This is a genomic window from Flavobacterium rhamnosi, assembly GCF_048286515.1.
In the GTDB taxonomy this organism is placed as follows: domain Bacteria; phylum Bacteroidota; class Bacteroidia; order Flavobacteriales; family Flavobacteriaceae; genus Flavobacterium.
In genome coordinates, this window is record NZ_JBLVPS010000011.1 from 1 (window position 1) to 12,924 (window position 12,924).

The window sequence follows — 12,924 nt, forward strand, 5'->3', positions numbered from 1 at the left end:
AGAACTCCTTCTGACAGTTTCGGCTTCATCTAAATTGAAAATAGCCTTAAAACCTGAATAGTTAAAAGTATCTTCCAATGTCCGCTGGCTAAGTCTTTCATTGTCGAGAATAGCATACAAAAGCAGGTAAAATACTTTTTTACCATGAAGCACTTTTGAATAGTGATCCACTTTAGTGCTAGTGGAGAGATGTGATAAGAGCGCTTCAGGAATAAAACCTAGCAGCTCATTTACGGATACTTTGTGATCTTTAAAATTCGCCATAAATTACTGATTTATAGCAATAAATATACAAAACCTCCATAAAATAAACAAGAAAAATCTTGTTAAAATATATAAATAAAAATGAATTATTTTGAAAATATAAAACAAAAAAAAGTCGGAAGAAAAATCTTCCGACCATGACTACCCATCTGGGAGCTTTTTTTGTAGTTATTAGTACTTGCTTAATTTAGCTTTGTGCATAAAATCTTCCGCTTTCTCTACCATATTATAGCTTCCACAGAAAAAAGGAACGCGTTGATGCAATTCTGTAGGTACAATTTCCATTATACTTCCAAAACCATCAGAGGCTTTACCTCCAGCCTGCTCTACAATAAATGCCATCGGGTTGCATTCATATAACAGACGTAATTTCCCTTTTGGAGCTTTGGAACTTGTCGGATAAATGTAAATTCCACCTTTTATCATGTTTCTATGAATATCCGAAACTAAACTTCCTATATAGCGTGAAGTATAAGGTCTCTCTCCCTCTTCAAGCTGGCAATATTTTATATAATCTTTTACTCCTTGTGGGAAATGAACATAGTTTCCTTCATTAATGGAATAAATACTTCCATCCTTGGAAAACTGCATGTTTGGATGTGATAAGTAAAAGGTCCCAATTGCCGGGTTTAATGTAAATCCATTTACGCCATGACCTGTAGTATAAACCAACATCGTTGATGTACCATAAATCACATAACCGGCTGCAACTTGATTGATACCTGGTTGCAAAAAATCTTCAATTGTAACCGGAGTACCAATTGGGGTAACGCGTCTGTACACTGAAAATATTGTTCCCACGGAAACATTCACATCAATATTAGAAGATCCATCAAGAGGATCCATTAATACCACATACTTATTGTTGTGACTTTTATCACTTCCTTCAACTGTAATAAAATCATCATTCTCCTCAGAAGCGATTCCGCACACAATTTCTCGGTTGATTAAAGTTTGAATAAAAATATCATTGGCATAGACATCCAGTTTTTGCTGATCTTCCCCCTGGATATTTTGTTCTCCAGCGGCACCAATTATATCTACTAATCCAGCTTTATTCACTTTGTAGTTAACCACTTTTGCAGCTAAACGGATGGAATTGATAATCCGGGATAATTCGCCTGACGAATATTGAAAAGCGTTTTGGTTTTCGATGATAAATTCACCTAGTGTTCTGTTGCGTTCTTCCATTAAGAAATCGTTGTAGTTAGTTTGAAGTCACAAATATCGGATTTTTTGTGAAAATGAATTGAATAATATTTACTTAGTTTACCAGTATTGTATATTTGCTAATAAAATAGTTGAATAATGAATGGAAAATGCTTTATTTTGAGCAATTCAACCATTTAAAATAAGAATCCATGAATATTAGAAAAGGAAATCGGGAAGACATGCCAGCAGTTCTAGGACTTATTCAAGAATTGGCGGACTTCGAAAAAGAACCTGACGCAGTCCTTATAACTGTGGATGATTTAGTGCGTGATGGTTTTGGCACAACTCCTTTATTTCATGTTTTTGTTGCCGAAGTAGATTCAGAAATTGTGGGTATTGCGTTGTATTATTATCGCTATTCTACTTGGAAAGGAAAAATAATCCATCTGGAAGATTTAGTGGTAAAGGACAAGATGAGAGGTACAGGATTGGGCTATGCTTTGTATTCTGAAATCATCAAACAAGGCAAGAGAGACAATGTCAGAAGAATTGACTGGCATGTTCTTGACTGGAACACTCCTGCTATCGAATTTTATGAAAAATCGGGTGCAAAGGTACTAAGAGATTGGTATGTAGCACAAATGGACGAAGCGGGAATTAACAATTTTGTAGATAATAGATTAAAATAGAATTACAAATTTTTTTGTTTAAAAAATTATGAGAGTATTCAAATTTGGTGGTGCTTCTGTAAAAGATGCAGCAGGAATTAAAAACGTATATGACGTTTTACAAAAAGTAGGTTATGAGGATGTATTATTGGTCGTTTCTGCAATGGGAAAAACCACGAATGCTCTAGAATTAGTAATAAAAAACTATTTCGACAAGTCAGCTGAATTAAATTCATCTGTTCAAGAAGTAAAAAAATACCACAATCAGATTCTGATGGATTTGTTTGAAGAAGAAAAGAACGAAGTTTTTGCTGCTGTAAACGCTCAATTTTCCGACTTAGAATATTTTTTAGCTCATAATAAATCTCCAAATTATAATTTCGTTTACGATCAAATCGTAAGTTATGGAGAATTAATTTCCACTACTATTCTGAGCCATTTCATGAGCTTTATGGGAATAAGAACGCAGTGGTTAGATGTCCGAAATTTCATAAAAACAGATGCAAATTATAGAGATGCAGAAGTAGATTGGGAATTGACACAAAAGAATATCGCCAAAAATGTAAAAAGAAAAATTTTAAATATTACGCAAGGATTCTTAGGTTCCGACGAAAACAATTTCACCACCACTTTAGGCCGTGAAGGCTCTGATTATACTGCGGCTATTTTTGCATATTGCTTAAATGCGGAAAGTGTAACCATCTGGAAAGACGTTCCTGGAGTTATGAACGCTGACCCTAGATATTTTGAAAACGCAAGTTTGCTAAACCAAATTTCGTACCGCGAAGCAATTGAGTTAGCCTTCTACGGAGCAACTGTTATTCACCCAAAAACCCTACAACCATTACAAAAAAAAGAAATTCCTTTGTTTGTAAAATCGTTTATTAATCCTCTTTTACCAGGAACACGTGTTGCCAAAGGCGCAGATTTAGAGCCTTATTTACCTTGCTTTATTGTCAAAAGAAACCAACTCTTGATTTCGCTTTCGTCAATAGATTTTTCTTTCATAATGGAAGAAAATATCAGTGAAATCTTTGCTTTGTTTCACCAATTTAAAATAAAAGTAAATCTGATTCAAAATTCAGCCATTAGTTTCTCGGTGTGTGTGGAGGACAAATTTGAAAATTTCAAAGCTTTGAACGCTATCCTTTCGAAAAAATTTAAAGTTGAATTTGACGAAAATGTTACTTTATATACCATTAGACATTTCAATGATAAAGCGGCACAAACTGTAGAAGAAAATAAAGTTGTTTTATTAAAACAAGTAAGCCGCGAGACGATGCAGGTCATAACGAAAGAAAGTTAAAAATTCTTTTTATCGTTAAATTTTGAGTTGTACCTATTGTTTTACAGAATACACTACTTTTGATGCATAGACGTTTATACCATCTATGTTGAAAAAAGTAGTGTTTTTGTTTCTAACGATGTGTTTTTCCGGACTACATGCCCAGGAAACTAATCCGCTATACAAAACCAAAAAAGAACCCGCTACGCGCGACACTCTCTATCTTGAAAATCAAAGTATAAATTCCAGCTTTTTTGAAGTGCTTGACACCAATGACAAACCTATTGACATTGCTTCTTATAAAGTAGATTTCCAAAAAGCTATTTTAATCTTCAATGAAAATTTCACTCAACAGTCCGATTCCATAACGATTAATTATCTCAAACTTCCTGAAATTCTAACCAAAGAGTATCGCATTTACGACTCGAGCCGAGTGGTCAGTAACGAAGCCGCTTTAGGGAATTTATATAAAATAGAGGCGGATATTGCTAAGAAAAACCTCCCATTTGACGGACTAAACACTTCTGGAAGCATCACACGTGGAGTTACTATTGGCAACAATCAAAATACCGTTTTAAACTCTAATCTAGATTTGCAAATTACAGGAAGACTATCTGAAAAAGTAAACCTTCGGGCTTCATTACAAGATAGTAATATTCCACTGCAAGATGGAGGCTATTCGCAGAAGTTAGATCAATTTGACAATGTTTTTATGGAACTTTTTAGTGATAAATGGAACATTAGAGCCGGGGATATCTTTCTTGAAAATAAAAAAACGCAGTTCCTCAATTTCAACAAAAAAGTACAGGGACTCGCTACCAATTTCGATTTTGAAACTGAAGATAGTAAAACCAATATTTTCGCATCGGCAGCTCTAGTCAAAGGGCAATATGCTAGAAGTAATTTTATAGGCCAGGAAAGCAATCAGGGTCCCTATAAATTAAAAGGTCAAAATGGCGAATTATATGTTCTAGTTATTTCAGGTTCAGAACGGGTTTATATAAATGGAGTTTTATTAAAGCGAGGAGAAAATAATGACTACACCATCGATTACAATGCCGGCGAAATCTTGTTTACCCCACTTTTCACTATTACTTCTGAAATGCGTATTACTATAGAATACCAATATTCAGATCGAAATTATTCTCGATTTGTTACTTATGCCGGGGGATCACATGAAAATAAAAAATGGAATTTCGGCGGTTATTTATACTCCGAAAGTGATTTAAAAGGCCAGCCTCTACAACAAAACCTTTCTCCAGAACAAGCTCAAATTTTAGTGCATGCTGGCGACAATACCGACTTAATGACGGCTCCTTCAGCTTACGCAGATTCCTATTCAGATAACAAAGTATTGTATCGAAAAACTACTATTAATTCGATAGAAATTTTTCAATATTCAAATAATCCGGAGGAGGAACTCTTTAATGTTCGATTTAGTTTAGTGGGAACGAATATCGGAAATTATATTTTGAAAAACTCGGCGGCTATTGGTCGAATTTACGAATATGTTGAACCCATAAATGCAATTCCTCAGGGGAATTATAATCCTATCATACAATTAATCTCGCCCACAAAAATTCAAGTAGCAACATTCTTAGGAAAATATAAACCAACAGAAAAAACATTTTTTGACTACGAAATAGGAATCAGCAATAATGATCGAAATCTTTTCTCTTCAATAGACGATTCTGACAATCGTGGTTTGGCTGCAAAAATAAATGCAAAACAGCGCTTATTTTCGAAAAAATGGAATGTTGATGCCTTTGCCAGTTACCAATTTGTTCAGAAAAATTTTCACTCAGTTGAACGTCTTTACAGCATTGAATTTGATCGAGACTGGAATTTAGGAACCGCAGTCATCGGAAATCAAAGCTTATTGGTCTCAGGACTACATTTCGACTTAATTCCAAGTGTGAATCCGCAAAATAAAGGACTCCTAAACTATCAATTTGAAAAACTGGATTTCTCAGAAAGTTTTTCCGGAAGCAGACATAGTCTAGACTCAGAGTTCCATCTGAAAAATTGGATCATTCAAAATCAGGGGAGTTTCTTAAAAAGTGATGGAACCGAATCCTCTTCTAAATTTTACAGGAATCAAACACAGACCCGCTATCATTTTGGTAAGAACTGGATTGGCACGAGCCTCAAATTAGAAGACAATCAGGAAAAAATAAAAACTACCAATCAATTTTCGGCTTTGAGCCAAAAATTTACAGAATATAGTCTTTTTACTGGTCGTGGAGACAGTACTAAAGTTTTTGTCGAATTAGGATATTTGAGACGAAAAAATGACAGCCTACAAAATGGATTGATCCAACGTGTAAATGCATCTCAAACGTATTTTCTAAAATCAAGACTAATACAATCAAAGAAAAGTGATTTAACTGCTTATATAAACTACAGAGTACTTGATTTCGCGGATGCAACTAAGAAAAAAGAATCTTCATTAAATTCCAGAATAGTCTATTCAGACCGTTTTTTTAATCAATTGATTCAAAGCACGACTGTTTATGAAACCAATTCAGGAAGTATTCCGCAACAGGAATTCACCTATCTTGAAGTTCCGGCAGGGCAAGGCATCTATACCTGGAATGATTACAATGCCAATGGAATTCAGGAAATACAGGAGTTTGAAGTTGCACCATTTATTGACCAGGCTAAATATATTCGAATATTTTTACCTAACCGAATTTATGTAAAAACACATCAAAATAAGTTTTCACAAGCGGTAACCTTAAATCCAAATCAATGGCAAAATGAACTTGGAATAAAAAAACTGCTGTCTTATTTTTATAATCAGACTTCTTTTATTATAGATAGAAAAATAAAAAATGAAGGCGATAATTTTGAATTAAATCCTTTTAAATCTGACAGAACGAATGTGTTAGGATTGAATTCCAGTTTCAGAAATAGTTTGTTCTATAACCGAGGAAAACAAAACCATTCTATTACGTATTCCTATTTGCAAAACAAAACAAAAAACTTGTTATCCATTGGGTATCAGGAATCCGATAACGATTCTCATCAGTTGCAGTACGTCCATTTACACAAGAAAAGTTGGCTGTTTGGTTTTTTTGCCAAAACAATAAAGACAACTATAAAATCTGAGAATTATCCCGAAAAAAACTACCGTATTGATGGCTATTCATTAATTCCAAAAATCAGCTACCTGTTTTCAAAAAACACTAGTTGGGATTTATTTTATGAATTACAAAATAAGGAAAATAAAATTGGAAATTCCGAAAGCCTCCTTCAAAATCGATTAGGAACTTCCTTTTCTTATGCGGGTGAGAAAAAAATAACCCTCAATGGAGAAGTTTCTTTTTACCAAAATAAATTCACAGGAAATGAATTCTCTTCTATAGGATTTCAAATGCTCGAAGGTTTACAGACAGGCCAAAACATGACCTGGAGATTGCTATTGCAAAAAAACATAACCCAATTTTTGGATATAAACTTAAATTATCAAGGCAGAAAAAGTGAATCCAGCCAAACTATTCATACAGGAAATATACAATTAAGGGCTTATTTTTAATTTAGTATTTAAAACTATTTTACGACATTTCGTTTTTTTAGAAAAAGACAAAAACAGGAATAGAAATATAAATCTGCCAGAATAAATTAATAGTTTGGTAATGCCTTAGAAATATGAAAAACCACATCATTGAGTAACTTTCAAATTTAAATAACGAATATATACATCGCCAAATGGATTTGAATGCTAACAATAAGACTATTTTAATTGCTCCTTTGAATTGGGGTCTAGGACACGCTACCCGCTGCATTCCGATTATTAAGGCTTTGCAAGAGAATGATTATTCACCTATAATCGCTTCAGATGGTATTGCATTGGAATTACTGAGAAAAGAATTCCCTTACTTAAGAACACTGGAACTACCGTCATACGAAATAGAATATCCACAAAACGGCAAAAATTTTAAATGGAAATTATTGAAGAATTGCCCAAAAATGATTGAAGCCGTTTGGAATGAGAAAAAGTTAGTAAAGAAATGGATTAAGAAATATTCCATTGACGGTTTAATATCTGATAACAGGCTTGGGGTCTTTAGTCAAAAAGTACCTTCAGTATTCATTACACATCAATTGAATGTAATGACTGGCAATACGACATGGATTACCAGTAAACTCCACCAGCATATTATAAAAAAATACAAAGAATGTTGGATTCCAGATTTAGAGGAAACTCCAAATTTGACCGGTAAATTAGGACATATGAAAAAAGCCGATTTTGTAACAAGATATATTGGACCGTTAAGCCGGATGCAAAAACGTGACATTCCAAAACAATATGATTTGATGATTATTTTATCTGGACCAGAACCTCAGCGAGGCTTATTAGAAGATAAATTAAAGATTGAAATATTGAAATATCATGGGATGGTGGTTTTCATAAAAGGGGTCATAGAAAAAGACCAGATCAAGGAGCAAATTAATAATGTGACGTACTATAATTTCATGAATACGCGCCAACTTGAACAAACTTTTAACGCAAGTGATAAAGTTTTGTGCAGATCCGGATATACTACCATCATGGACCTGGCAAAACTGAACAAGAAGGCATTTTTCATTCCTACTCCCGGTCAATATGAACAGGAATATCTGGCAAAAAAATTAAAAAAAGAAGGATTGGTTCCTTATGCTGAACAAAACGATTTCAGAATAGAAAACCTTGTAGAAATTGACTTGTACAAAGGTCTGCCACGATTAGATACGGCATTAGATTGGAAAACATTGTTTCAGGTTTTTGAAAACAATTAATAATTATCCTTAGGCAAGTTCCTTGTAATCTTTTACAATCAAAAAGCACCCTGATTACCTTACTTTCAAAGTATGTAATCAGGGTGCTTCTCTATAAAATCCACAATTAGTTGCAAATTATTTTTATCCAAATTAATTATCTTATTTCTTATCGCCAAATTTTTCGTGTTTGATAATTTTGGCATTAATCATAAAATATACATACTCTGCTATATTTGTACAATGCTCAGAAACACGTTCTAAATGTTTTAAAACAATAACAAGGTTTGTTCCTGAAACCACCGTCTTAGAATTAGACTTCATTTCGTCGATGATATGATGTATTGCACCATCGCATTCGTTTTTTATGGTATTGTTCAAAATAAAGATCTCACCAATAGTATTTTCATTACGAGTCAAAAAACATTCATTCGTTTTTATGGTAATAACCTCAACTTGTCTGGCTATATCCGCAATATTAAATTTTACAATTAAGTCATGTTTATCTTTTATATTCTTAGCCTTCTTTATGACACTAATCGCCAAATCGCCAATTCTTTCTATCTCATTGCTAATTTGCATTGCTGACATAATAAAACGCAAATCAGAAGCGACCGGCTGTTGCAAAGCAAAAATACTTTGACAAATTTCATCGATTTTCACATCTAGTTTATCAATCTTATTTTCTGTTTTCCTTACTTCTTTACCTTCAGCAACGGGTTCGGACAGTAAAGCGTTTACGGATTCACTCACTTGAATTTCCGCAAGCTTCCCTATTTTTTCAATTACATTTTTTAGTTTTTCTAATTCTATTTCAAAGTGTGATGCCATGTTTTTATATTTAAAAATTTAAAAGATTAAAAAATCAAAATACACTTTTTAGTCTATTTCCGTTTTTATACCTTTTATCCGAATCTTCCTGTGATATAATCTTCAGTCTGTTTTTGTTCTGGTTTGGTAAATATAGCATTAGTTTTACCCATTTCAATCAATTCACCCATATAAAAAAACCCTGTATAATCACTTGTTCTCGCAGCTTGCTGCATGTTATGGGTAACAATTATTATTGTGTACTGCTCTTTCAACTCATGAACTAATTCTTCAATTTTTGAAGTAGAAATAGGGTCCAATGCACTCGCAGGTTCATCCATAAGAATAATGTCCGGGCTTACGGCCAATGTTCTAGCGATGCACAAACGCTGTTGTTGTCCTCCTGAAAGCCCAAGTGCCGAATCATCCAAACGATCTTTCAATTCCTCCCAAATTGCGGCCTGACGTAATGAAGTTTCAACAATTTCGTTTAACTGTGCTTTGTCTTTTATCCCATTAATTTTCGGGCCGTAGGCAATATTTTCATAAATAGATTTTGGAAAAGGATTTGACTTTTGAAAAACCATTCCAATTTTTTTTCTAATATTTACTACATCTACGTCTTTATTGTAAATATCCACACCTTCAACAAGCATACTGCCCGTAATTTTCACACTCGGAATAAGGTCATTCATCCTATTGATACATCTTAAAAAAGTAGATTTACCACAACCCGAAGGTCCTATTAATGCCGTCACTTTATTCGCCGGAATTTGCATTGAAATTTCCTTTAAGGCCTTTTTATCGCCATAATATAACGATAAATCCTTAACCTCTATTTTTACATCTCTCATTTTTTCTTTATTAATTCTAATATAATTTGCTGTTATCTTTGAACCTATTTCGCTCTTCTTCTAATTCTTGATCTGATAATTACTGCCACCAGATTTAATGATAAAGTAAGAATTAACAAAACTAATGTAGTTGCGAACTGGATTGGCATTGTTTTCTCTACATCCGAAGATTGTGTGGACATAATATAAACATGGTATCCTAGATTCATAAACTGATCGCTCAAAGACTCCGGAAGGGTGGCTAAATAATAAGCCGCTCCTGTAAATAAAATAGGTGCTACCTCTCCCGCACCTCTGCTTACAGCAAGAATAGTTCCTGTCATAATTCCAGAAATAGAACCTGGAAAAACTATTTTTTTAATGGTTTGCCATTTTGTAGCTCCCAAAGCCAAACTGGCCTCCCTTAGTTCTCTCGGGATTGTTTTTAACGCTTCTTCCACAGAAACGATAATCACTGGAAGAGTAAGCAAAGCCATAGTCAAACTTGCCCAAAGAATATTTGGCTGTCCCCAATGTAATTCCCCATCATTGAAAGCGGAATCCATTCCTGTTCCAACAAATTGGATGAAAAATCCAAGTCCGAAAAGACCAAAAATAATAGAAGGTACAACTGCTAATGTTCTAATTGAAAATCGTACTGCTGCAGCAAATTTCGAATCTTCTTTGGCATACTCCGTTAAATAAATGGCCGTTATAGTTCCGAAAGGCACTGCCGCTATCGACATGACAATAACTAATATAAAAGTCCCTATCAGAGCAGGAAAAATACCTCCTTTGGTCATACCATCGGTTGGAAAAGAACTTATAAATTCCCATGAAAATTTTTCACGCCCTTGGTAAATAATAATACCTAAAATTACAAACAAGATGGCAATAATTATAAAAACTGCGATTTGTGTCAATCCGACAACTGCGCTTTCTTTTATATCTCCACCCTTTTTTTTAGTCTTAAAAAATGGATTTTCTGATACACTTATAGCTTTTTCCATGTTTACTTACCTTGGAATTTTTTAATTAATTTTCCTTTGACATAAAATTCTGCCACCGCATTTAATATAAATGAAAAAATGAAAAGCAAAGATCCAATAAAAAATAACACACTGTAGTGAGTTTCCCCAAAAACAGTCTCCGCCATTTCTGACCCAATCGTTGCCGCAAAAGTTCGCACACTTTCAAAAGGATTTGCAGACAAAAGCGCTGCATTCCCTGTTGCCATTAATGCAATCATTGTTTCGCCAAAGACTCTACCTATGCCTAACAATATAGCGGCAAAAATACCGGGAGTTGCAGCGGGAAGAATGACAAAAAATGCAGTCTGTGCCTTACTTGCTCCCAGTGCTAAACTGGCCTCGGTAAACGTTTTAGGAACTGCCGACAAAGCATCTTCTGAAATGGTGTAAATAATTGGAATAGCTGCCAATGCCATAGCAACTCCTCCTATAAAAGCATTCAAACGCGAATCATATCCAAAAATATCCTGAAAAAAAGTAGCCAAAACCATCATAGCAAAAAAACCGATTACAACTGATGGAAATGCCGCTAACATTTCGATAATAGGCTTTATGATTTCTTTTCTTCGATTAGAAGCAAAACAAGAAGTGTAAACCGCAGCTAATATTGCTAAAGGACCTGCAATCAACATGGCAATTATAGTAACTTTTAAAGTCCCGATAAGTAATGCTATCAAACCAAAACGTGGATTATCGGAAACCGGAACCCATTCTGTTGAGAAAAAAGTGCTCCAAGTTTTATCAGCGCCCTCCTTATTCTCTGTGATTTTTTCGTCAATAACAACTTCCTGATCCGTTGTTTTTTCAGGATTCAAATCTTCGACTGGAGCTCCATAGGTTTCAGGCTCTAGGTCTTCTGTAGGGGCTCCGTATGTCTCTGGCTGAATTACTTCTGTTGAAGTTTCCGCTCCGTCATAGGTTTCTACTTTTACATCTGAAGTTGTTTGTATTTCGGTCTTCACTTTGTCTTTTTTACCAAAACTAAATAATGGCAGTGATTCTTTGAAAACAAAAATAAATATCAAAAAGATAATAGCTATCGACAAGAAAGCTACTAAAGAAATGACTTTCTCAGCTAGGAACTCTGAAAACCTGAATTGTTTTTTTAAACTCTCTTTGGTGAAAGTTTGTTTACTTGGAAGTGGAGAATTCATTTAATTAATTTAAGAATTCATAAATTTTTAAAAAAAAATATCCCTCCATAATTAAAGAGAGGGATATTTTTATGCTTTTTTATTTTACAGGAAAATAACCTACTTCTGTAATCATTTTTTGTCCTTCTGGTCCCAAAACCCAGTCAATAAAAGCTTTAGTCTCACCTGTTGGCTTAGATTTCAAATACATATACAAGTATCTTGAAATAGGATATGTTTTGTTTTTTATTGTTGCTGCGGTCGGCAAAACACCTTTACTTTTAGCATCTTTCTTCACTTTACAATCTTTCACACCTTCAGCATAAGCCGCACCACCATAACCAATGCTATATTTATCTTTTTTCACTGCATTTACAATAGCAGCTGTTCCTGGCAACGTTTGACACGTTGGAGAAAAATCACCTTTCACTACATGCTCTTTAAAGAATTCAAAAGTACCTGAACTACTTTCTCTACCATACAATTGAATTTTCGCATCAGCTCCGCCGACTTGCTTCCAGTTGGTTATTTTTCCAGAGAAAATAGCACCTAACTGTTGTATTGTCAATTCTGAAACTGAATTTCCTTTGTTCAAGAAGACAGACAAACCATCTTTTGCACATGCAATCTCAACACCACTTTTTTTGTATTTCGCTTTTATTTTTTCTAATTCAGACGGCTTTATAGGACGACTTGAATTTGCGATATCAGTAGAACCATTGATTAATGCCGCAAGACCAACTCCTGATCCTCCACCAGTCACTTGAATAGTTGTTCCCGGGTGTTTTTTCATATAAGCTTCAGCCCATTGCTGTGACAAAATCACCATCGTGTCTGAACCTTTGATTGTTATTTTACTCAAAGAAGTAAATGAATATCCAATAGCCATTACGACTAACAAAATTGCTGCTATTTTTAATTTACTTTTATTCATTTTAAAGTTTATTTAAATTTTCGACAAAAATACATATCCTATATTAACTGTAT

10 protein-coding genes and 1 pseudogene are annotated in these 12,924 nt (G+C 34.2%); 4 read left to right on the top strand and 7 right to left on the bottom strand.

The window, feature by feature from the left end:
• Positions 1 to 264 (bottom strand): annotated as a pseudogene (locus ACNQGN_RS10380) (IS4 family transposase); the annotation flags it as partial.
• Between the two features lie 171 nt (positions 265 to 435).
• On the bottom strand, positions 436 to 1,455 hold the full coding sequence (gene fbp / locus ACNQGN_RS10385; RefSeq protein WP_417987763.1) for a class 1 fructose-bisphosphatase: 1,020 nt from the start codon (positions 1,453 to 1,455) through the stop codon (positions 436 to 438).
• 170 nt (positions 1,456 to 1,625) lie between these two features.
• Here fbp and ACNQGN_RS10390 point away from each other — a divergent pair, with 170 nt between their 5' ends.
• From ACNQGN_RS10390 to ACNQGN_RS10405, 4 genes are all read left to right on the top strand, one after another.
• Positions 1,626 to 2,105: a GNAT family N-acetyltransferase gene (locus ACNQGN_RS10390; protein WP_417987764.1), complete on the top strand. Its 480-nt coding sequence runs from the start codon at positions 1,626 to 1,628 to the stop codon at positions 2,103 to 2,105.
• Between the two features lie 28 nt (positions 2,106 to 2,133).
• A complete protein-coding gene (locus ACNQGN_RS10395; RefSeq protein WP_417987765.1) occupies positions 2,134 to 3,390 on the top strand; it encodes an aspartate kinase in 1,257 nt (418 codons plus the stop codon).
• A gap of 85 nt (positions 3,391 to 3,475) precedes the next feature.
• A complete protein-coding gene (locus tag ACNQGN_RS10400) occupies positions 3,476 to 6,907 on the top strand; it encodes a hypothetical protein (RefSeq protein WP_417987766.1) in 3,432 nt (1,143 codons plus the stop codon).
• A 173-nt stretch (positions 6,908 to 7,080) separates the two neighbouring features.
• Positions 7,081 to 8,151 carry a glycosyltransferase gene (locus ACNQGN_RS10405; RefSeq protein WP_417987767.1) on the top strand — a complete coding sequence of 357 codons (1,071 nt, stop codon included), beginning with the start codon at positions 7,081 to 7,083 and terminating at the stop codon, positions 8,149 to 8,151.
• Between the two features lie 141 nt (positions 8,152 to 8,292).
• Here the strand turns inward: ACNQGN_RS10405 and phoU are convergent, their stop codons facing one another.
• The 5 genes from phoU to ACNQGN_RS10430 form a co-directional block, all read right to left on the bottom strand.
• On the bottom strand, positions 8,293 to 8,961 hold the full coding sequence (phoU, locus tag ACNQGN_RS10410; protein WP_417987768.1) for a phosphate signaling complex protein PhoU: 669 nt from the start codon (positions 8,959 to 8,961) through the stop codon (positions 8,293 to 8,295).
• Between the two features lie 74 nt (positions 8,962 to 9,035).
• Positions 9,036 to 9,794, bottom strand: coding sequence for a phosphate ABC transporter ATP-binding protein PstB (gene pstB / locus ACNQGN_RS10415; RefSeq protein ID WP_417987769.1), 759 nt, complete (start codon positions 9,792 to 9,794; stop codon positions 9,036 to 9,038).
• Positions 9,795 to 9,838: 44 nt separating this feature from the next.
• Positions 9,839 to 10,783, bottom strand: a complete 945-nt coding sequence (gene pstA / locus ACNQGN_RS10420) for a phosphate ABC transporter permease PstA (protein WP_417987770.1) — start codon at positions 10,781 to 10,783, stop codon at positions 9,839 to 9,841.
• 2 nt (positions 10,784 to 10,785) lie between these two features.
• Entirely contained in the window at positions 10,786 to 11,958 is a 1,173-nt protein-coding gene (gene pstC / locus ACNQGN_RS10425; RefSeq protein ID WP_417987771.1) for a phosphate ABC transporter permease subunit PstC, read from the bottom strand.
• Between the two features lie 79 nt (positions 11,959 to 12,037).
• Entirely contained in the window at positions 12,038 to 12,871 is an 834-nt protein-coding gene (locus ACNQGN_RS10430) for a phosphate ABC transporter substrate-binding protein (RefSeq protein WP_417987772.1), read from the bottom strand.
• Positions 12,872 to 12,924 lie beyond the last annotated feature (53 nt).